Genomic DNA, 23,126 nt, shown 5'->3' with positions numbered 1-23,126 from the left:
ACCATGTATATTCATTTAAAAATAATTGGAACGCTATTAATCTTCTTAGCCCTAATACATGTGTTTTTTCCAAAATATTTTAGTTGGAAAAAAGAATTGTCGTCTTTAAGTTTAATAAACCGACAAATGATGACAACACATACATTTTTCATTGCTTTCACCGTTTTTTTAATGGGGCTTCTATGTTTAACCTCTGCATCAGAAATTATTGAAACCGTTTTAGGTAAAAAAATAGCATTAGGCTTAGGTGTATTTTGGATAGTTCGCTTATTTTTCCAATTCTTCATCTACTCAAAACAACTTTGGACAGGAAAAACATTTGAAACCGCAATGCATATTCTATTTTCGCTTTTATGGGGTTACTTTAGCAGCGTATTTTTAGCAATATCCTTCAATTAATAGTTAACACTTTTAATCATTCATTTTTTTACCCTATTTTTGGTGAAAATTGTAACACTATGCCCAAACACGAAATACATCCCGATAAGTGGATAGATTTATATGCAGATTACTTGTTTAATTACACAGTAACCCGTGTAAGCGACCGTGAAATCGCGCAAGATTTGGTGCAGGATACATTTTTAGCTGGCTTAAAATCAATGAAAAACTTTAAAGGAGAAGCAAGTGAGCGTACTTGGTTGATATCTATTTTAAAACGAAAAATCATTGATCATTACCGGAAAATTAATTCTAACAAAGGTAAAGCAGAAGTTAGAATTCAATATAATGATGCAGAATCTGAAGGTGATTGGCTAGAAGAACGTGTTGCCGACCCATTCGATAAAACAGCCGAAGACAGTATGCAGAACAGCGAGTTAGGCGATGCCATACATAATTGTTTAAGCAAATTACCAAAGAAGCAATCCAATGTTTTTAAGATGAAAACCATTCTTAATTATGAAACAGAGGTAATTTGTAATGAACTAAATATCACTGCGTCTAACCTATGGGTAATTATCCACAGAGCACGAACTGCTATGGCCGATTGCTTAAAAGAAAATTGGTTTTAATTATGAGTAAAAAAATAAACATATTCATGCCTTGCGACGAAGCAAATCTGGTATGCGACAAAGCCCAATATAAAGAAGCTTCTTTATGGGAGAAAATAAAACTTAACTTGCATTTAACTTACTGTAAAGCTTGTAGATGCTATTCTAAAAACAACGCAGAGCTAACAAAAACTATCGACAAATCTAACTTAGAATGTTTAGATCTGCAATGTAAAGAAAAGATGAAAAAAGATTTAGATAAAGCGATAACAGAACAAACTAGCTAAGCAAATAAAAGCATTAAAATAAGCCATAAAATAGGTAAAGCTTCCACCCAAAATGAAGCATAGTAAACATTTTGCTTTTTACTAGACAGCAACACCAATACTCCTGTAAGGATTGACAACATAAGCAGTACTAATATTTTTATTTGGTGAGTTTCATCTTTAAAAAATTCTAATACAAAAAAAACAAACAGTAATATAACACCCATTAACTTGGTTCCCTTTACTCCAATTTTTTGTGGCACGGTAGATAACTTCAAACTATCGTATTGCAAATCACGAATTTCAAAAGGCAACATTAAAACGAGTACATAAACATAGCGTTGCAAAGCCGTTATAATTACATCGGTACCCACAGCATATTCATTTTCTATTATAGGAAGACATACGGTTACACCCATCCAAACTAAGCCAATGAGGTAAATTTTAAGACCACCAATACTTCGTAAATTATTCTGCTGATCTAAAAACAATTCTTTTGGTAAAAATGGAATAGCATATAAAAAAGTAACCACCCCAAATCCTGCAATACACATTAGCGTCATTAAGCTTAGTTGTAACCCATAATAACACATCAAAATAAAAGCGAAAAACGAAAAAACTTGAATCGCTTTTAACCAATTCGCCAAGCGGCGATGGTGAAATTTGGCTACTCCAAAATACTTTACAAAATTATATCCGGTAACCGACGCGTAAAAAACAAAATTTAGCACATTTTCCTCATAAGAAAAACCAAACTCCAAAAGTGTTATATAAGTTAAAGCATATACCGATAAGGCCACGTGAATACTGCTATTCAAATAAAAATTTAAAAGTTGTTTTACTAGCTTCATGCTGTAAAAATAAACAAACTGTTGATAACACTTTTAAATGGTTAAAAACTTTCCCGTTTCTTCCATAAAAAATATCAATTATTATTTATTTTTGCGAAATCTATAACAAATCGTAACTATAATGAATACAAACGCTTTCGCTTTGCGTCATATTGGTCCTCGTGCAGACGATCAAAATAAAATGTTAACAACAATTGGTGTCGATTCTTTAGACCAACTCATATACGAAACCGTACCAAATGATATTCGATTAAAAAAAGACCTTGATTTGGATCAACCGATGACGGAGCATGAGTATTTATTGCATATCCATGAGTTATCGAAAAAAAATAAAGCCTACACAACATATATTGGTTTAGGCTACCATCCAACTATTTTACCTGCGGTTATCCAACGTAACATCTTAGAAAACCCGGGTTGGTACACAGCTTACACCCCTTACCAAGCAGAAATTGCACAAGGTAGACTAGAAGCTCTTTTAAATTTCCAAACCATGGTTATCGATTTAACCGGAATGGAAATTGCAAATGCATCGTTACTTGACGAAAGTACTGCTGCAGCTGAAGCAATGAGTCTATTGTTTGCTGTTAGAGAGCGTGATCAGAAAAAAGCAGGAATCAATAAATTTTTTGTTTCTGAAAACATATTGCCACAAACACTGTCTTTACTAAAAACAAGATCAAACCCTATTGGTATAGAATTAGTTGTTGGAAAAGAAGAAGAGTTTAATTTTTCTGAAGAATTTTTCGGTGCTATTTTACAGTACCCTGGCAAAGACGGACAAATTACCGATATAAAATCATTCATTTCAAAAGCTAATAGCAACAGAATAAAAGTTGCAGTTGCTGCCGATATTCTAAGCTTAGTAAAACTAGAAGCACCAGGTAAATTTGGAGCAGATGTAGTTCTTGGAACTACACAACGTTTTGGAATCCCAATGGGCTACGGAGGTCCTCATGCCGCTTACTTTGCTACAAAAGAAGCTTACAAACGTGATCTTCCAGGTCGTATTATTGGTGTTACCAAAGATGCTAACGGTAATCGTGCCTTACGAATGGCATTACAAACACGCGAGCAGCATATTAAGCGAGACAGAGCAACATCAAACATCTGTACAGCACAAGTACTACTTGCTGTTATGGCCAGTATGTATGCTGTTTATCACGGTCCAAAAGGCTTAAAGCATATTGCTAATAAAGTGCACAACAAAACGGTAACTTTAGCTAATGCATTAGAGAAATTAGGATACAAACAAGTAAACTCTTCTTATTTTGATACGCTTCAAATAAAAACAAAAGCTAAAAAAATCAAGAAAGTAGCTACCGAAAAAAAGGTGAATTTTTATTATCCTGATAAAAAAACGGTGACTATTTCAATAAATGAAACCACATCAATTAGAGATATTAATTATTTAATTTCCGTTTTTGCTAAAGCAGCCGATAAAAAAACAATTACAATTTCTGCTATTGAAGCTTTTAATAATATTGAAGAGACTATTCAACGTCAATCGGATTTCTTAACGAATGCTATTTTTAATTCCCATCATTCAGAAACCGAATTGATGCGTTACATAAAATTACTAGAACGTAAGGATTTATCGTTAAATCACTCTATGATTTCTTTAGGATCTTGTACCATGAAACTTAATGCTGCATCGGAAATGTTACCGTTAAGTATTTTTAAATGGGCAAACATCCACCCTTTTGTTCCTGCTAAACAGGCTAAAGGATATTTAACAGTTATCAAAAAACTAGAAGACCAACTTACCGAAATTACTGGTTTTGCAGCAACATCATTACAACCAAACTCTGGAGCTCAAGGTGAGTTTGCTGGTTTAATGGTAATAAAAGCGTATCACGAATCTCGTAAAGATCATCATAGAAATATTTGTTTAATCCCATCTTCCGCACACGGAACAAATCCCGCAAGTGCTGTTATGGCCGGTATGAAAGTGGTGGTTACAAAATCTACCGCAGAAGGTAATATTGATGTTGATGATTTGCGTGAAAAAGCAGAACTACATAAAGATAATTTAGCATGTTTAATGGTTACTTACCCATCTACACACGGGGTTTATGAGTCGGCTATTAAAGAAATTACACAAATTATTCACGATAACGGCGGACAGGTTTATATGGATGGTGCGAATATGAACGCTCAAGTTGGGTTAACAAATCCAGGAAATATTGGAGCCGATGTTTGTCACCTAAACCTACATAAAACCTTCGCAATTCCTCATGGTGGTGGTGGTCCTGGTGTTGGTCCAATTTGCGTAGCCAAACAACTCGTTCCTTTTTTACCAGGAAACCCTGTTATTAAAACAGGAGGAAAAAAAGCAATTACAGCAATTTCTGCCGCACCTTTTGGTTCAGCTTTAGCTTGTTTAATTTCTTATGGTTACATTAAAATGTTAGGAGCAGAAGGTTTAACCGAATCAACTAAAATCGCCATTTTAAACGCCAATTACATAAAACAACGCCTACAGGGTAGTTTCGATACGCTTTATTCTGGAGAACGCGGACGTGCAGCTCACGAAATGATTGTAGATTGCCGTCCTTTTAAAGCTAACGGCATCGAAGTTACCGATATAGCAAAACGTTTAATGGATTATGGTTTTCATGCTCCAACCGTTTCTTTTCCTGTTGCAGGAACATTAATGATTGAACCAACAGAAAGTGAAAGTAAAGCTGAAATTGATCGTTTTTGTGATGCTTTAATTTCAATAAAAACAGAAATAGACAGTGTATCTAAAGAAGATGATAATAACGTTTTAAAAAACGCACCACATACGCTTGATATGATTACAGCAGACGAATGGGTTTTCCCTTATTCTCGTGAAACAGCAGCTTTTCCGCTAGATTACGTTAGAGAAAACAAATTTTGGCCAAGTGTTCGACGTGTTGATGATGCTTATGGAGATCGAAATTTAGTGTGTTCATGTACACCAATTGAGGCTTACATGGAAGCATAAACAAGCCTTGAACATCGTAAAATAAAATAAAAGCATTTCGCCAATTTTTAAGAAGATTCTATATTGCCGGCACATTAACCATATCGGCAATTTTACATCCTTTTTCTTAATTGAATGAGCTTAAAATTAATCGATGTTTTTGGTTATATAAAGTTTTAAAAAAATAGCCTAGCCTTAACTACGGTATTCTTTTAAAGAAATGTAGAGGTAAAGAGGACTCCAATTGCAGTCCTTTTAAATTAAGAAGTAGTACATATGAATATTAAAATCACCGGAACAGGAAGTTATATTCCTGACAATGTTGAAAAAAATGAAAATTTTCACAGTAACCAATTTTTAAATAGCGACGGCACAGTTATAAACGCGCCTAATGAAGTAATTGTTAGAAAATTTAAGGCCATTACTGGCATTGATGAACGTCGTTATGCTAAAAATCACTTAAACACATCTGATTTAGCATCTTTTGCAGCCGAAAAAGCTATTGAAAACGCTAAAATTGATCGAGAAGATTTAGATTATATTATAGTAGCCCATAATTATGGCGATGTACGCCATGATAGTATCCAGAGTGATACCGTGCCAAGTATGGCATCGCGTGTTAAACATTTATTACGTATTAAAAACCCAAGTTGCGTTGCTTACGACCTCCTTTTTGGATGTCCAGGCTGGATACAAGGCGTAATACAAGCCAATGCTTTTATTAAAGCTGGAATAGCAAAAAAATGTCTCGTTATTGGAGCTGAAACATTATCACGTATTTTAGACCCACACGATCGCGATTCTATGATTTATGCTGATGGAGCTGGAGCAGTAGTTGTTGAATCTACAGATAAAGAAGGCGGAATCCTTAATCACAAATCGGCTACTTACGCTTTAGACGAAGCACATTACATTTATTTCGGGGAAACCAATAATCCAACGGTAAAAGAAGATCGCCGTTATATTAAAATGTATGGTCGTAAGATATACGAATTCGCATTAACAAATGTGCCTCTAGCCATGAAATCTTGTATCGATGAAATCGGAGTAGATATAAAGGATGTGAAAAAAATATTGATACATCAGGCAAACGAAAAAATGGATGAGGCTATTGTAAAACGCTTCTATAAACTTTATAATTTAGAAATGCCTAAAGGTATTATGCCAATGTCTATCGGCAAATTAGGAAACTCTAGCGTTGCTACAATCCCCACTTTGTTAGATATCATTTTAAAAGGAGAACTAGAGAATCAAGAGATTAATAAAGGGGATATTATCATTTTCGCAAGTGTTGGTGCCGGCATGAATATTAATGCTATTGCCTATAAACACTAAAAATGTACGAAAATAGTTTTCCTAATAAACGATTCAAACACACCATTGAATTCTTAAAAAAACATGTTTCAAACTCTGAAACCGTTTTAGATTTAGGTGTTGTAAATCCGTTTACAAAAATCATGAAAGACCATGGTTTTATAGTAGAAAACACAAAAGGTGAAGATTTAGATGAAGATACTTCAACCATAAAAAACGCAAATGCAGAAGTTGTTACAGCCTTCGAGATTTTTGAACATTTACTTTCACCTTATACAGTTTTAAAAGCTATTAAAGGCGATAAACTAGTAGCCAGTGTACCTCTTAAATTATGGTTTTCTTCAGCATATAGAAGCAAAACAGATATGCTAGATCGTCATTATCATGAGTTTGAAGATTGGCAATTCGATTGGCTTTTAGAGAAAGCCGGCTGGAAAATTATAGATCGTAAAAAATGGACGAACCCTCCTAAAAAATTAGGAATTCGTCCCATTTTAAGACATTTTACAGCGCGTTATTATATTGTTTATGCTGAAAGAATTTAGGCTATTCCATTATAAATCGGAATAAATAAGTTTAACTTTGAATCTTAAAATTTAAACGGTTGAACATCCACATAATAATCCCAGCGCACAACGAAGAAAGTTCTATCGGACTCACTTTAGAATCTTTGGTAAAGCAAACCCTTTTACCAAAACGCGTGGTGATTGTTAATGATAACTCAACCGATAACACAGAAAACATTGTTAGCGCTTACGCGGAAAAGTATCCGTTTATCACTTTAATAAACAATCAATCTTCCGAAGCACATTTACCAGGCTCGAAAATTATAAATGCTTTTTATAAAGGTTTTGAAGTTTTAGATGAAGATTACGATATCATTTGTAAATTTGATGCCGATTTAATTTTTCCTGAGAACTATTTAGAACAAATTTCTAATCATTTTAAAGCGAATACCAAACTAGGTATGGCAGCCGGTTTTTGCTACATAGAAAAAAACAACGATTGGGTTTTAGAAAACTTAACTAATAAAGATCATATTCGTGGCGCTTTAAAAGCTTATCGAAAATCTTGCTTCTTACAAATAGGAAAACTAAAACCATCTATGGGTTGGGACACCGTCGATGAGTTGCTTGCAAAATATTACGGCTGGGAACTTTTAACTGATGAATCCCTTCATGTAAAACACCTAAAACCCACAGGAATTAGTTATAACAAAGCTTCAAAATATCTACAAGGCGAAGCCATGTACAAAATGCGTTATGGTTTCTCTATCACTTTAATTTCAGCAATAAAACTTGCCTATAAAAAAGGAAGTTTCAGTTTATTCAAAGACTATATGGCCGGGTATTTTAAAGCCAAAAGAGAAAACATAGAACCTTTGGTTTCTAAAAAAGAAGGTGTATTTATTCGTGATTTACGATGGAAAGGTATCCTTAATAAGTTCAAATAAAAACAACTAATAACCAGTAATTGCCTTAGCCACAATAAAACCACTCGTCCAAGCATTCTGGAAATTAAACCCTCCGGTTACAGCATCAATATTTAAAACTTCGCCAGCGAAATAAAGGTTTTCGTGTTTTTTACTTTCAAAATTTTTAAAGTTAACCTCTTTTAAATTTACACCACCTGCCGTTACAAATTCTTCCTTAAAAGTACTTTTTCCATCTACATGAAACGTAGCTGCAGTAAGTTGACCAGCCAAAGCTTCTAATTGCATTTTATTTAAATCTGCCCAACGGGTATCTTCAGTCATTTGAGATGCTAAAACTAATTTATGCCAAAGGCGTTTTGGTAAATCAAACTGTGTAGATTTAAACACGGTTTTTTTAGCTAAATCGAGTTTTAAGACTTTTAAAGCATTCATACAGGTTTCAAAATCCTGACGAATAAAATTAACTTCAATAGCAAACTTATAATCTCTTTTGGCTAATTCTATAGCCCCAAAGGCCGACAACTTTAAAATTGCAGGCGCACTCATACCCCAATGCGTAATAAGCAACGGACCTTCACTCCATAAATCAGTATCTACAACGATTACCTCAACGTTTAAAGCCACAACACCAGGGATATCTGCAATACGTTCGTCTTTAATATTAAACGTAAACAGCGACGGCACAGGCTGTGCAACCGTATGACCTAGACTTTCTAAAAGTTTCCAAATTTTCGGATTACTTCCTGTTGCAACAACAATTTTTTCAGCTGAAAAACCACCTTGAGTTGTTTCTATTTGATATTGAGAATCTAAGTGTTTAATAGATTTTACAGCATGATTCTTTAAAACCTCAACACCATATTTTTCAGCTTCACCCAAAAAACAATCAATTATGGTTTGCGAAGAATTACTTTCTGGAAACATACGCCCATCATCTTCAATTTTAAGAGGTACACCTCTGTTTTCAAACCACTCAATGGTATCTCCCGTCATAAATTGATGAAAAGGCCCTCGTAATTCTTTTTCGCCACGCGGATAGTTTTTCACTAATTCCTGCGGCATAAACTCAGCATGCGTCACATTACAGCGTCCGCCACCAGAAACCTTAACCTTGGTTAGCACTTCGCTACCACGCTCTAAAACAGCAACTTTTAAATCGGGATTTTGTTCCGCAATATTAATAGCACTAAAAAAACCCGCAGCGCCTCCGCCAATAATTATAACATTGTATTCCTTCATAAGTTTAAAAAACTCAGTAAATTTACCATTTAAATTTTAAAGCTCAGATGAACAAACTTATAATATCATTATTAATTCTTAGTGCAGGTTGCCAAAACAAGAATATTAAATTTCTAGCGGAATTGCCAAAATCTTTAGATGAAGTTTCTGGAGCAGAAACCACGGTTAACTCAGACTATATTTGGATGCTTAACGACGGCGGTAATTCCTCAAAACTTTACGGCGTTTCAGCTAAAGGAAATATTAAAGAAGAAATAAAAATAGATGCTAAAAATCACGATTGGGAAGATTTAACTTCAGATGAAGAAGGCAATCTTTACATTGGTGACTTTGGAAACAACGATAGTAAACGTGAAAATTTAGCTATTTTAAAAGTTAAAAAATCGACACTGAATGATAAAGGAAAAGTTGATATCGATCGTATTTCGTTCTCTTATCCTAACCAAGAAAAATTTCCTCCTAAAAACAAAAACTTATATTTTGATTGCGAAGCTTTTTTCTTCCATAACAACAACTTTTACCTATTTACTAAAAGCCGTGTGAAAAACGATTTTGGAAAAACCTCCCTCTATAAAGTCCCTGCTAAAAAAGGAAAACATGTTGCTGAACTTTTAGGAACATTTAATACTTGCAGCGATATTGATTGCTGGATAACATCGGCAGATATTAGTAACGACGGAAAATCTATCGTGTTATTAAGTCCGAAATCAATATGGATATTTACAGACTTTAAAGGCGACGATTTTTTTAACGGAACGTCCAAAGAAATCCCGCTTGACGGTCGCGTATCTCAAAAAGAGAGCATTTGCTTTAAAGACAATAACACGCTATACATTACCGATGAAAAAGCACACGGAAGCGACGGTAACCTCTATGAATTTAGCTTAAATTAATACTTAGAAACCAAAACCAACTTTAAAAGCAAAACGTAAACCATCGTCACTATTAAAGGCCGATAAATTTAACGTCATAATATCGGCAGCATTAGCAAACACACCACCACCAACAGAGGTGTTCCATCTATTAGAATTAAAGGCGGCATTATTTTCTAAAGCTAAATTATTATCAATCCATACACGACCGTAATCAAAACCTCCGTAAACCCCAATATTCATAGGTAATAAGCCTGTACGAAGTTTTGTTAGATTTAAGCGTAAATCTGTACTTTGATAGAATGCATTTTTACCAGAGAATCTTTCATTCCTGTAACCTCTTAATCCATTATCTCCACCTAAACTTGCTGCTTGATAAAATTCAAAATCATCACCAAAAATAAGATGCGCTTTAACTTGAGTCGCTAAAACCAATTGCCCACTAGGGATTAATTTATAATCGAAACCAAGTCCTGGTATTAAATACCCAAAACCTCTGGAAGCCTCTAAATTTGTTTTATAACCCACCTGTAAACTTGTTTGCATACCCATAGTTGGAAAAGCCTCATTATCTTTATTCTGAAAAGTATACAAGGCTTCTAAACCTGCAAATTGTTTATGGTTATCATCTCCATTTTCTACATAAAATGTATTAATAAATCTATCTGTAGATTCTTCTACTTCTATAGCCTCGTAACTTAAACTTACTTTAAAGTGACCTCCCATTTTACCTCGCCAGTTTAAAGACGGCGCAAAAGATAACGTACTATACTTTACACGGTTATAATCTAAACTATACACGTCCTCATTATCTACATTTAAATTTGGTGTGCTATTTCCAAAACCAAAGAAATTGATAGCATAATTTGGACTTGTAACCTTAGCGTTTAAACCTAAATTCCATTTTCCTATTACGTTAGAAAACTCGCCTGTATATTCTAAATCGAAACCACTCGTTGCAAAATAATATGATGCACCAAAAGTATGTTGAGAACTAAACGGATTACTCTCAAAACCATAATTGGTTAGCGTATTTAAAAAGCCAATTTTAAAACCATCATCTGGATTAGCTCCTAAAACAGGTATAAATTGATTGGTGCTTGTTTTAAGTTTAGCGAAATCGTATACATTAGTATCATAATCATCGGTTAATTTATCTCTACCATTATTAACAACAATGGTGTTTTTCTTAGATTTATAATCGTAAAAAACAACTTTTTTTCCGTTTTCTATATTATAGGAATCGTTGTTTTGCCCACCAATTAAACGTACTTTAATTAAGTGATCACCATCTCCAAAAGCATGAAATTCATCTTCATCATCTAAACCATAAATCCAAATTTCTTTAGTATCGTCTTTGGAGTAGGTTTTATCAAAAAACACAATACCCTTGTCTCCATTTTTTATTCTACTAGCAATCAATCTTGTTTCTCCATTAGGCAACCTTTCAATTTCGAATAAATCATCTTTATCGGTACCTGTTACTACAGCATACTCATTAAGCAACTTATAGTATTCTACTCCAAAAGTTGATAAATTTTTAATGCGCTCTAGTAGTACTCTTTTCATTTCTTTAACAGCGTCTCCTTGAACTTCCTTTGGGAAATGAGTAAAAGCATCATCAATAACAGCTTCTGTTAAATTACTTTGAATAAATTTAATTTGAGATTCCCATTGTGCTTTACTTGTTTGGTTTAAGAAAGTCATATCTAAAGAATACGGACTAAAGTTGAAACCTTTTACATTTCGGATATCATCATTAAAACCTTCCATTAATTTTAATGAAGGAATAATTCTGGTGGCAACTTGCATTAATGCGCCATCTCCCATTATAGAAAATGCTTGATCACGATCTCTCGGAATAGGTTTATAAATGACCTCACCTGTTTCTTCATTTTCAAATTCTGCCCAACGCCATTGATCTCTATGCCTATCCCAATCGCCAATAACCATATCGAACAAACGTGCTCTTAAATACGATTCTTCATCTACTTTATACTTTTCGTCCTTTCGAAGTTTTTTCATTAAATCATCGGTACTTTCAATTTTATTCGAAAAACCAAAACTTGCAACATCGCCATGACCGTCGGATACATGCTCTTCAATCATATATAACTCATCACCAAAATCATCATTAAAACCTATTAAAGCTTTTTGCTTAGGCACATAATAAATAGTTGGATTGGTATGAAATAAATTAATAGCATCAGACAATGTCCCTGTTACAAAAGGCGCATAAGGATGCGAACCTGTGTAAAAATCTAAAAGAACACTCTCGGTTACCGTATCTTCAAACTCATCAGCGATATATTGATCTTTAAAAGCCATGGCTTGTAAATAAACCGTAGCACTTTTTCTAAGCGCTCGCATAACGTAGCGTTTCCCAGTTTTATCTTTTAACTGAAGTGATTTAGATTGATGTCCGCCTCCTTTTCTAGAAGGTGTTAATCCACCAAACATAGTATCTAAGTTTACCACAGGTGCTTCTACTTTTGTACCATAAAACTCACGATAACGATCGCCCCAAATGACTTTATGAAAACCACTTTTATCTACCTCTTCAGCACTGTAAATCGATGCTTTTTTAGTTTTTACAAATGAATCTTCGAAGGCAGACTCGTCTAGTTTTTTATCAGGACCATGAACTTCAGTTTGAAAAATAACTCTATTTTCTTCAGCTGAATAAAATCTAACAAACGACGATCCATCTTTAAAAATATCTAACCTCGCATAACCAGGAACACTAGCCGAAAACGCATCTGCTACATTATGTGTTGGAGTAGATTTAGAGCCTGCTCCACTTACAATTTGAGCTAAATTATACTTTTCGAAATACTGTAAATTATGCTCATGACCGGACACTAAAATTACCTTATCATTCTCTTGCGCTAAGGTTACTACGCGTTTTTGTAACTCGTTATATTTTTTGTTTTGAAGATCTTCTGGAGATACACCTGTAGTTTCGCGTAATACATTTTTTAAAGTTCCTAAAACCGGTAAAGGTTTCATGTGCGATTTAAAATCGTACTCGCCTCCATGCAAACCATTAGTAAACATAGGGTGATGCATGGCAATTATAGTCGATTTTCCGCGAGCCTTTTTTATTAAACTTTCTAACTCTTCAAAAAATCGAGATCGTGTTTTTATTTCGCAATCATCATTTATTGTAGGGTGCTTATCCCAATTAGCCAAATACCATTCGGTATCAATAATAATCATTTCAATCTCATCTGAAATCTCTACTTTTTCAATAGGGCAGCCATCTTCTGGTAAAAACGTATTTTTTCCTAAGGCATCTTCCACGTACTTTTCTTGACGCTTTAAACCTTTTAATCCGTTACTATACCAATCGTGATTTCCAGGAATAAAAATAGTTTCACCCTTAAAATCTTTAACGGCTTCCGTTTGAATTTTTAATTGATACTCAGCAAATTCACGACCTTTATCTCCTTTTTTTGGTAATCCTTTAGGGTAAATATTATCGCCCAAAAAGAATACTGTACTTTGTTCGGGAGCTTTATTAATTTCTTCTCTAAATGCTCTTAATCCAGCGGACTCAGAACCTATTGGCGAATTTCCGGCATCTCCTATTAAGTAAAATGAATAACTAATTTCCTTATTAGGAAATTTAGCATCGCTAACATCATTAATTTGAGTTTTATAAGTTGCGCAAGCATTAATAAAAAACACTATGAGGTATAATGTAATGTAGCGTAAAGTTTTAGTCATAACTAATGATATTAATTTCTGCAAAAATAATTGATTACAAAGAAAATCTTCTTGATATTGCTTAAGAAAACCTCTTTTACTTAATTGTAATTAAAAGTGTAATAATTGATATAGGTTTATGTTTTCTATAAGTACTTAATCTTCGATTAACATGGTATTAAAAACAACACCACCAGCCAAAGTTTTATGAACTGGGCAACGCGACGAAATTTCTTTTAATCGTGCCTTTTGCTTTTCATCTAAATCACCAATTAACTTTATTTTTTTAGTGATATGGTCCAAATACCCAGGTTTTTCTTGCTCTAAACCTAAGTCGTCACTATGTTTTTTAGAATGCGTAACGTAAACAAAAACCTCTTGCAGATCCCATTTTTTACGTTCGGCATACATTTTTAATGTCATCGCCGTACAAGCAATTAAACCAGCATTTAAATACTCGTAAGGTGATGGTCCAAAATTATCCCCACCAACAGAAGCAGGCTCATCGGCAATTAGGCTATGGTTTTTAGATTGTATGGTTGTTGTAAAATTATCTTCAACCAAGTTTAAATGCCCAACAAGTTGATCTCCATTTGTTTCCAACATCACGTTTTCTTGAAGTTCAAAATAACGTTGAACCCAAGTACCGATAACATTTCCAGCGTAATTACTATCTCTAGAATTTGTTAGTAAATGGTCGGCATCATCTAAAGTCACAAAACTTTTTGGGTGTTTCGCTTTATGGTAAAGCTCTTCTGCATTCTTAATTCCAACAACGCCATCTGTTGGTGAATGCATTATTAAGAGTGGTTTACGTAAATTCTCCACTACTGAAGGCAAATCGGTTTTACCAAAATCTTCAACAAATTCATTATCAATTTTAAAAGGTCGCCCTCCAATATTTACTTCAACTTCACCTTTTTCTTTAACATTGTCTAAACCATGAGAAAATAAATGAGTAACATGCCCTACCGTAGATGGCGCCCCAATAGTAGCCACAGCTTTTATATTATCTAATTTAGCTGCTGCAGAAAGCACCGCTGCTCCACCTAACGAATGCCCCACTAATAAAGATGGCGCCTGATAATTAGCTGCCATAAATTCACTTACCGCTATTAAATCTTCTACGTTTGCAGAAAAGTGACTATCGGCAAACTCACCTTCACTTCTTCCTAAACCCGTAAAATCAAAACGAAGGACTCCAAAACCATAATTAGTTAAAGCTCTACTAATGTTTTTTACCGCACTTAATGAACTCGTGCAAGTAAAACAGTGAGCAAAAATAGCGTAACGATTCGGTTTTTGGTTTGCAGGCAACTCTAACTGCGCTTGCAATGCCAAACCTTTTTTATTCTGAATTTTTAGTTTAGTACTTTTCATGAATTTATTTTGAATATCAGTCGTTTGAAAATCAAACTCCTTAATTTTTATTTAAGTATTTTGAAAACTTGTTAACCAGTAGTTCTAATTTAGGATTAATAAATTGTTTACAAAACGGTTTTTCAGGATTCTTTTTATAATAATTTTGAATAGCCTCGCGCGACGCTTTAAATTCCGAAAAGGGTAAAACTTCAGTTATAACCTCCTCTTCAAAAGTCTTTTTAACATTATTTAAAACATCAATAGCTTCCTTTTCTTGTACTTCGGAAAAGTAATAAATAGCCGATCGGTACTTATCGCGCATCGAGTGATTGCTTGTACTTTTGTGTGTATATAAATGAATTTCTATCAACACAGGTAACGCTATAACGTCTTCATTAAAATGAATGATTACAGCTTCGGAAAAAGAGGTATTTGCATCTACAGAAGCCACATAACCTTGTTCAACTTTTACAACACCTTTTAAAGCCTGAAAAACAGCCTCGGTACACCAATGGCAGCCACCTCCTAAAGCTATTTTTGCATGTGTATCCATTTAAACTAGTTCCATTGTAAGGCTTTGCGCTCTGCCCAATATTGAGTAGAGTCTACCTTAAAACTGGAAAGTTCCTCTAATTCTAATTGAGATAAAACAAACCCATTCATTTTTAAATTCTCTTGTATTTGTTCTCTATTGCTTGCTCCACTTAAAACCGTGCTCCCAGGAATAGTTTGCGCAGCATACTGTAAACAAATAGCATCTACTCCAACATGATGAACATTTGCCAAACGCTCTAAAGCCGTATACATCGTATTATAATTTGGATAATTTTCATTTCTAAAAATGCGCCCGTTAGCCAAAGCTTCTTTAATAACAACAGTTTTGTTCTCTTTCAATAAAAGGCTAGATACTTCTTTTAAACTTTGATCCAGCAAATTATAAGTTACTTGAAAAACATCAAACAAATTCTCGCCATCTACTTTTACATCCAGAGCTTTTTTGATAACCTCAACTTGGTTAGCTCCTGTTGTGCTTATCCCCATTTTGATATGATGCGTGTTTTTTAAAAAAGCCAAATATTTTAAAACATCTTCATTTTCCAAAACACCAGTTTCTAGCGTTGCCGAATGAATTTGATACACTTTTAAATATGGTAGTAATTGTTTAGAAACCTGCCATTGTTCTTGTAGTTTTTCTAAACTATGCTCCTTTACTTCATGAATTTTAGCATCGGGATTAAAGTTAGCCGTGTATGTATAACCCCATTTCGTGGCTACTTTTATAGTATCATCATTTTTAGTAGCCAACCAATCTATAAGTAACTGCTCTGCTAAACCATAACCTGGTGCGGTATCAAAATACCGAACACCCGATTGATAAGCTTCTTCTAAAACAGAAAAACTGTCTTTTTTAAAAACTTCTAGATCAGACGTGTTTGTAGCATCTTGACGCACATTAATATATTGTGGCCGTCCTAAAGCCGCTGTTCCTAAACCTAATTGCATTTACTTTTGTTTTAATTATATTATGAACTACAAGACAACATAGAACAACCTGCTTTATGGCGCGCCCATTCCGGCCTTTTAGCAAACCATTTTTCGTTTTCCGGTTGTTCTGCGTATGGTTTTTTTAGAAGATTGAATAATTCATCTATTAATTTATAATTGCCTTTATCTGCATCATCTATAGCTAGCTGCGACATATAATTTCGTAAAACATACTTCGGATTTACAGCATTCATTTTAACTTTTCTTTCTTCGGAAGAAACCGTTTCACCTTTTAAACGTTTGGCATAAGCATCAAACCAAGTCTGCCATTTGGTTTCAATAGCACCTTCAACTTCATTTAAATTATAAAAAGCATCTTTCACTATTGAAATGCCTTCGGAAGGATTTTCTTCTGAAAAGTTACTTAAACTTCTGAAGAAAATCGTCATATCCGTTTCTGTTAAATGAAGATTTTCTTCTAATTGCTGAATTAAAATTTTATCATTTTCATCCTCATTTTCAAATCCTAATTTATTGCGCATCATGGCAAAAGATTGTTCATCAAAACCAGTTTGATATCTATCGAGAATAGCTTGCAACGGCTCTACATCTTCAATTAGAAGATAAACCGCATTAGCGAGTTGGTATAAATTCCAAAGTCCCATGTTGGGTTGATTTCCGTAACGATATCTTTTATGTTGGCTATCCGTAGTGTTTGGTGTCCAGCCATAACTAAAATCTTCTAACCAACCGTAAGGCCCGTAATCTATGGTTAAACCAAGGATAGACATATTATCGGTATTCATTACGCCATGTACAAAACCAACACGTTGCCAATCTACAATCATTTTTAAGGTCCGTTGTGCAACCTCATTAAAAAATTCGATATAAGTTTCTTTTGAAGGTTTACCTAACTCAGGAAAAAAGTTAGAGATGGTATAATCTGTAAGTGTCTTTAAAGTTTCAGTATCGCCTCTAGCAGCTAATATTTGAAAACTTCCGAAGCGTAAAAAACTAGGCGCAACACGAGAAACAATAGCTCCTTTTTCGTAAGCCGGATTACCATCATAAAGCATATCTCGCATAACCTGATCGCCAGATAACGCTAAAGACAATGCTCGCGTAGTTGGAACCTCTAAATGAAACATGGCTTCGCTACACAAATACTCCCGAACAGAAGATCTTAGCACTGCTAAACCATCGGCAGTTCTAGAATATGGAGTTTCGCCAGACCCTTTTAATTGTACGGCCCAATGTTTATTATTGTGTTCTACTTCAAATAAATTAATAGCACGGCCATCACCTAATTGACCTGCCCAATTACCAAATTGATGCCCACCATAGCACATAGCAAAAGGCTTTGTGTTTAGGTAGACTTCGTTACCTGTTATTACTTTTAAAAACGTATCGCTTTTAGCATCCGTATCTGTTAACCCTAAACTATCAAGCATTTCGGGAGATACATGTAACAATTCTGGCTTTGCTGTTTGTTTTGGTGTTACAAACGAAAAGCATGCGTTTTCCACCTGTCGTCTTGTGTTTTCTAACTTCGGGTCGGCAGGTAATTGTTCAGTAAACGTATCTTTTATATTCAGTTTCATGGTGTGCTCATTTTAATGCTTAATATAGAATCTATATTTTTCTTCAGTGTGTACTGAAAAGGCATTATTTTTTTAATTTATCGGCGTGTAGACTTCTTAATTTAGCCAATTTAGGAGTAATTACAAAACTGCAATACCCTTGTGTTTCATTATCTCTATAATAATTCTGATGTTCCTTTTCAGCTTCAAAAAATTTAGGCAACTCTGATAATTCGGTAACTATCGGGTTATCAAAATAAGGTTTCATTTCCTTTAAAACCAATTCGGCCAGTTCCTTTTGCTCGTTGTTATGATAATAAATCACCGAACGATACTGCGTACCTTTATCGGCACCTTGCCTGTTTAAAGTTGTAGGATCGTGAGTGGTCATGAAAATGGCTAACAAATCGACATATGAAATCTCATCAGCATTAAAAGTCAACTGAATCACCTCGGCATGCCCTGTTAAACCAGAACAAATTTCTCGATATGTAGGATGCCCAGGCACATTACCGCCAGCATAACCAGAAACGACTTTCTCGACACCTATCACCTCTTGAAAAACAGCTTCTGTACACCAAAAGCAGCCTCCACCAAAAGTGGCTAATTGTATATTTTTATTTTGCATTTTTTTTATTTAAACCTGCTTAGCCAAAAACTAAACAGGTATTTTGTTTTAATTATGCTTTTTCTAATTGCATAGACTCCGAGTTTACGCAATAACGTAAACCACTAGGCTCTGGCCCATCGGGAAATATATGCCCTAAGTGCGCATCGCAAGTATTACACATAACCTCAACGCGAACCATACCATAAGTGGTATCTCGCTCGTATTTAATAGCGTTTTCTTTTATAGGTTGTGTAAAACTCGGCCATCCTGTTCCTGAACTAAACTTTATAGTAGAATCAAAAAGAGGTGTATCACAACACACACAACTATATTTACCAGCATCGTGAGCTGTACAAAGCGCTCCACTATGTGGACTCTCGGTACCTTTTAATCGTGTTACTCTAAATTGCTCAGGTGTTAATTGAGCTTTCCATTCGGTTTCCGTTTTTTCAACACGCTTATCTGGTGTTGGGTTTCCGTTTACCGAAAAACTAATAATATCTTTCCAAGTTAGCATATTCTATTCCTTTCTTTTGTTTAATTAAACTATGCTTTCACACTAAAATGTAGTCGAAAATTAGTCAAAAACCTTACTATTTCCACACATCACTTTAAGATGAAAGTATTCACTAAATTTACGACAAATAATAGCGTTACTATAGTAATTATATTTTGATCTTTTAAAGTTTCGTACTTTTACTAAATAATCTTTTTACACGTTTTACATATGCTTATAGCTAAAGCTGAAAAATTTGTTATTAATCTTCTCAACGAAAAGTTGAACACAGAGTTTACCTACCATAACATTGCGCATACGCAACTTGTTGTAGACAAAGCTACGAAATTGGCCAAACTCGCAAAAATTGATGACAAACAAAAGGAATTACTAATAATCGCCGCATGGTTTCATGATACTGGCTATACAAAAGGTACAGAAAACCATGAAGAAGCTAGTGTATTAATAGCAAAAGAGTTCCTTAAAGCTCAAAAATGTAGTAATGAAGATATTATTACAATCTCCAATATTATTGCAGCAACAAAAATAGGAGTTGTTCCAAGTACGTTATCAGAAAAAATAATAAAAGATGCCGACTGTTCTCATGTTGGTAGTAAAAATTATGCCGATATTTCTGAATTACTTAGAAAAGAATGGGAGCTTACCTGTAACCGCAAGCTATCTGAAAGTGAATGGCTAGAAGAAAACATTACTTTTTTATCAGAAAAACATCGCTTTTTCACCAGCGAAGCATCGTCAAGTTGGGAAAAACGGAAGGGTAAAAATCTTTCAAACTTATTAAGTAGTAAGAAAAAAATTGACCTAAATAAAAGTAAACTAACTCAGAAAAAAGCAGAGTTAAAATTTAAAAAAGAAAAAATAGAATTACCAGAACGCGGCATTGAAACCATGTTTCGTGTTACCTTAAAAAACCATATTACCTTAAGTAATATAGCCGATACCAAAGCCAATATCTTACTATCTGTAAATGCGATTATAGTATCGTTAGTGTTATCAAATTTAGCATCTAAACTCGATAAACCTTCCAACGACTATTTAATTGCGCCAACAATCATTTTTATACTATTTACAGTAGCTTCCATTATTTTATCGATTATGGCAACACGACCAAATGTTACCAGAGGAAAGTTCACAAAAGAAGATGTTGCCAATAAAAAAGTAAATTTATTATTCTTCGGAAATTTCCATAAAATGAGTCTTCAGGATTTTGAATGGGCCATGGGAGAGATGATGCAAGATCGTGATTATCTATATTCTTCAATGAAAAAAGATTTATACTTTTTGGGATTGGTTTTAGATAAAAAATACAAAATACTTAGACTTACATATAGTGTGTTTATGGTTGGTATTATTGTTAGTGTTATAGCCTTTATTATTTCATTTTACTCCGCAGGAATACTAGTGTAGTCCATTTCTTTAACACATTCAAGTAAAACAATACCTTTTAAAAATCTTATTTAGAATTAATACAAATAGCTTGGTTATATTCAACCTAGCATATATATTTGCACGAAAATCTAACTTATTTATATTAAGTCTAAATAAAAACAAATGAAAACATTATTCACTTTAACAACCTTTTTGTTGCTTAGCATTTTCACTTTTGCGCAATCTGGAACTCTAAAAGGAACAGTAACTAACACCTCTTCATCTCCTATATTTGGAGTAAACACCATTATTAAAAACACCATAAAAGGCGCTCAAACTAATGAAGATGGCGCATTCGAAATTTCGAATATTAGCAACGGCAATTACATACTATCCATATCATACTTAGGTTATAAAACTAAAGAAATAGCATTTTCCATATCCAACAACAACACTTTCGACTTAGGAAATATAGCACTCTATGAAGGAAATGAGCTTTTACAAGAAGTTGTTCTCGATACAAAACGTAAAAATAAATTCTCAAGAAAACAAAGCGCCTATGTGTCTAAAATGCCGCTTAAAAACATTGAAAACTCACAAGTTTACAGCACAGTAACCAATCAGTTACTAGTATCTCAGTCTGTTAATAATTTTGAAGATGCATTAAAAAATGCGGTAGGTGTAAACAAACTTTGGTCGTCTACCGGACGAAGTGGAGATGGCGCCGGCTATTATTCTATTCGTGGTTTTTCAGTACAACCACAGTTAGTTAACGGTGTTGCAGGGATTACAAATGGATTTATAAACCCATCGAATGTAGAACGTGTAGAAGTTATTAAAGGGCCATCTGCAACTTTATTTGGAAGTTCTATAACCTCATACGGTGGACTAATAAATATTGTAACAAAAAAGCCTTATAGCGGTACAGGCGGGAGTATTTCTGTTGCAGGAGGCTCTAATGATTTTAGAAAACTAAATGCCGATGTTAATGTAAGCGCAAGCGACAAAGTATCGTTACGTTTTAATGCTGGTTACCAAAAGGATAATAGTTTTCAGGACTATGGCTTTAAAAAATCGGTTTTTGTAGCTCCTTCAATTTCATATAAAGTAAATAATAAACTGACGTTGAATTTTGCTTATGAAGCTTCGGATAACGAACAAACTAATCAAACTTTTTTATTCTTTAACAGAAGCGCACCTTTACTATTTAATACTGTTGAAGAATTAAATTACGACAGAGACAAGTCGTTAACCAATAACGATGTCGTTATTAAAAACATTACACAAAATTATAGAGGTGAAGCCGTTTATAAAATTTCAGACAACTGGTCTTCTCAATCTATTGTAGCCGGTGGCCTTGCTAAATCTAATGGGTTTTACACCTATTTATTTAATTCTGCCAACACAGCTAATTTTGCTTTGTACGCACAAGACACCGATGCAAAAACGAGAACTATGAACCTACAACAAAATTTCACCGGAGATTTTAAAATAGGCGATTTACAAAACAAAATATTAATTGGCATTGATTATTTAGAATCTACTATAATAGATCAAAGTTCGGGTTGGGGATACATGCACAGTGTAAATGCACAAGGTGATTTAATCTATAATGAACCAGAGGTTAATGCCGATAACTTAGATGCTATTCTATCCGGTTTAGATCGCAATAATATTGAAACGAAACAAAACGTATTTGGCGCTTATATTTCTAATATTTTAAACATAACACCTAGCCTTTCTGCCATGGCAAGTTTACGATACGACAGGTTTGAATATAAAGGTGATATAAACGATCCGTCGGATGATCATCAGGCTTATGATGAATCTACATTTTCACCTAAATTCGGAATTGTATTTCAGCCTATATTAAATCAACTTTCTGTATTTGCGAACTACCAGAATAGTTTTTCTTATATCAATCCAGAATTAACAGCTATAGATGATAATGACCCAACAGCTGGAACTCAATTACAATCTTTCGATTTAGAGCAAGCCAATCAATTAGAATTTGGTGTAAAAACCAACTTATTCAACAATAGATTAGAAGCTACCGTAAACTACTATAATATTACAGTAGACGATAAAGTTATGGGCTTTGGTGCTAGCAAACAACAAGATGGCACCGTAAAAAGTAGCGGTATTGAACTAGAGGTAAACGCAAGCCCGGTAAATGGTTTAAACGTACGTGGTGGTTTTAGTTTTAATGATTCTGAAGTTACAAAATCGGCATCAAGATCAGATTTAATAGGCTTACGCCCTGCTGAAGCTGGGGCAGATATATTATATAACTTTTGGGGTGATTACCAATTTACTCAAGGATTTGCTAAAAACCTCGGTTTTGGAGCAGGCTTTAATGGTTCTAGCGATTACAATACCATGAACGATTACACAACCTCTGGCGGATTTACCTTACCAGCATACACGGTTTTTAACGCTTCTATCTATTATGAAAATGATATCTTCAGAATAAGTGTTAAAGGAAACAACATCACAGATGAAGAATACTACTCTGGTTGGAGTACATTAACTCCTCAACAAAACAGAACATTCTTAGCATCTTTCGATTACAAATTTTAA

Annotated in this window: 19 protein-coding genes; 10 read left to right on the top strand and 9 right to left on the bottom strand. The window is 34.2% G+C overall.

Translation table 11 applies throughout. From position 1 onward, the window contains the following. Positions 1-126 precede the first annotated feature (126 nt). The 3 genes from GQR97_RS07850 to GQR97_RS07840 are packed head-to-tail and all read left to right on the top strand — an operon-like array spanning position 127 to position 1,276. Positions 127-399, top strand: a complete 273-nt coding sequence (locus tag GQR97_RS07850; protein ID WP_306799982.1) for a hypothetical protein — start codon at positions 127-129, stop codon at positions 397-399. Between the two features lie 59 nt (positions 400-458). Then, positions 459-1,010 (top strand): sigma-70 family RNA polymerase sigma factor, encoded by a 552-nt coding sequence (locus GQR97_RS07845; RefSeq protein WP_158847182.1) that lies wholly within the window; start codon positions 459-461, stop codon positions 1,008-1,010. A 2-nt stretch (positions 1,011-1,012) separates the two neighbouring features. Next, complete coding sequence (locus GQR97_RS07840) at positions 1,013-1,276, top strand: hypothetical protein (protein WP_233267626.1); 264 nt, start codon at positions 1,013-1,015, stop codon at positions 1,274-1,276. Here the strand turns inward: GQR97_RS07840 and GQR97_RS07835 are convergent. Next, a complete protein-coding gene (locus GQR97_RS07835) occupies positions 1,273-2,106 on the bottom strand; it encodes a hypothetical protein (RefSeq protein ID WP_158847178.1) in 834 nt (277 codons plus the stop codon). The genes GQR97_RS07840 and GQR97_RS07835 overlap by 4 nt on opposite strands. A 121-nt stretch (positions 2,107-2,227) precedes the next feature. On the opposite strand from GQR97_RS07835, the gene gcvP reads away from it, so the two are divergent. The 4 genes from gcvP (at position 2,228) to GQR97_RS07815 (ending at position 7,823) form a co-directional block, all read left to right on the top strand. Further along, positions 2,228-5,077, top strand: coding sequence for an aminomethyl-transferring glycine dehydrogenase (gene gcvP / locus GQR97_RS07830; RefSeq protein ID WP_158847176.1), 2,850 nt, complete (start codon positions 2,228-2,230; stop codon positions 5,075-5,077). 255 nt (positions 5,078-5,332) lie between these two features. Further along, positions 5,333-6,391 (top strand): 3-oxoacyl-ACP synthase III family protein, encoded by a 1,059-nt coding sequence (locus GQR97_RS07825; protein ID WP_158847174.1) that lies wholly within the window; start codon positions 5,333-5,335, stop codon positions 6,389-6,391. Between the two features lie 2 nt (positions 6,392-6,393). Further along, entirely contained in the window at positions 6,394-6,915 is a 522-nt protein-coding gene (locus GQR97_RS07820; RefSeq protein WP_158847172.1) for a methyltransferase, read from the top strand. A gap of 59 nt (positions 6,916-6,974) precedes the next feature. Next, the gene (locus GQR97_RS07815; RefSeq protein WP_158847170.1) at positions 6,975-7,823 is read left to right on the top strand and encodes a glycosyltransferase family 2 protein; all 849 of its coding nucleotides are present in this window, start codon (positions 6,975-6,977) and stop codon (positions 7,821-7,823) included. A 6-nt stretch (positions 7,824-7,829) separates the two neighbouring features. Here GQR97_RS07815 and GQR97_RS07810 read toward each other — a convergent pair whose 3' ends face one another. Then, positions 7,830-9,044 (bottom strand): NAD(P)/FAD-dependent oxidoreductase, encoded by a 1,215-nt coding sequence (locus GQR97_RS07810; protein WP_158847168.1) that lies wholly within the window; start codon positions 9,042-9,044, stop codon positions 7,830-7,832. Positions 9,045-9,091: 47 nt separating this feature from the next. On the opposite strand from GQR97_RS07810, the gene GQR97_RS07805 reads away from it, so the two are divergent. Further along, positions 9,092-9,937 (top strand): hypothetical protein, encoded by an 846-nt coding sequence (locus GQR97_RS07805; RefSeq protein WP_233267625.1) that lies wholly within the window; start codon positions 9,092-9,094, stop codon positions 9,935-9,937. 3 nt (positions 9,938-9,940) lie between these two features. Here the strand turns inward: GQR97_RS07805 and GQR97_RS07800 are convergent, their stop codons facing one another. The 7 genes from GQR97_RS07800 to msrB form a co-directional block, all read right to left on the bottom strand. Beyond that, positions 9,941-13,645: a metallophosphoesterase gene (locus tag GQR97_RS07800; RefSeq protein WP_158847166.1), complete on the bottom strand. Its 3,705-nt coding sequence runs from the start codon at positions 13,643-13,645 to the stop codon at positions 9,941-9,943. A 135-nt stretch (positions 13,646-13,780) separates the two neighbouring features. Continuing rightward, entirely contained in the window at positions 13,781-15,004 is a 1,224-nt protein-coding gene (locus GQR97_RS07795; protein ID WP_158847164.1) for a bifunctional alpha/beta hydrolase/OsmC family protein, read from the bottom strand. A gap of 40 nt (positions 15,005-15,044) precedes the next feature. Then, positions 15,045-15,539: a peptide-methionine (S)-S-oxide reductase gene (locus tag GQR97_RS07790; RefSeq protein ID WP_158847162.1), complete on the bottom strand. Its 495-nt coding sequence runs from the start codon at positions 15,537-15,539 to the stop codon at positions 15,045-15,047. Positions 15,540-15,544: 5 nt separating this feature from the next. Continuing rightward, the gene (locus tag GQR97_RS07785; RefSeq protein ID WP_158847159.1) at positions 15,545-16,489 is read right to left on the bottom strand and encodes an aldo/keto reductase; all 945 of its coding nucleotides are present in this window, start codon (positions 16,487-16,489) and stop codon (positions 15,545-15,547) included. 20 nt (positions 16,490-16,509) lie between these two features. Continuing rightward, the gene (locus GQR97_RS07780; RefSeq protein WP_158847157.1) at positions 16,510-18,072 is read right to left on the bottom strand and encodes a protein adenylyltransferase SelO; all 1,563 of its coding nucleotides are present in this window, start codon (positions 18,070-18,072) and stop codon (positions 16,510-16,512) included. Positions 18,073-18,136: 64 nt separating this feature from the next. After that, entirely contained in the window at positions 18,137-18,679 is a 543-nt protein-coding gene (gene msrA, locus GQR97_RS07775) for a peptide-methionine (S)-S-oxide reductase MsrA (protein WP_158847155.1), read from the bottom strand. Positions 18,680-18,731: 52 nt separating this feature from the next. After that, a complete protein-coding gene (gene msrB / locus GQR97_RS07770) occupies positions 18,732-19,178 on the bottom strand; it encodes a peptide-methionine (R)-S-oxide reductase MsrB (RefSeq protein ID WP_158847153.1) in 447 nt (148 codons plus the stop codon). Positions 19,179-19,388: 210 nt separating this feature from the next. Here msrB and GQR97_RS07765 point away from each other — a divergent pair, with 210 nt between their 5' ends. Then, a complete protein-coding gene (locus GQR97_RS07765) occupies positions 19,389-20,585 on the top strand; it encodes a Pycsar system effector family protein (protein WP_158847151.1) in 1,197 nt (398 codons plus the stop codon). A 144-nt stretch (positions 20,586-20,729) separates the two neighbouring features. After that, the gene (locus tag GQR97_RS07760; RefSeq protein WP_158847149.1) at positions 20,730-23,126 is read left to right on the top strand and encodes a TonB-dependent receptor; all 2,397 of its coding nucleotides are present in this window, start codon (positions 20,730-20,732) and stop codon (positions 23,124-23,126) included.

The sequence above is a fragment of the Algibacter sp. L1A34 genome, from assembly GCF_009796805.1.
GTDB lineage: Bacteria > Bacteroidota > Bacteroidia > Flavobacteriales > Flavobacteriaceae > Algibacter.
The sequence above is the reverse complement of the archived record's forward strand: the minus strand, read 5'-3'. Positions and strand labels throughout refer to the sequence as shown.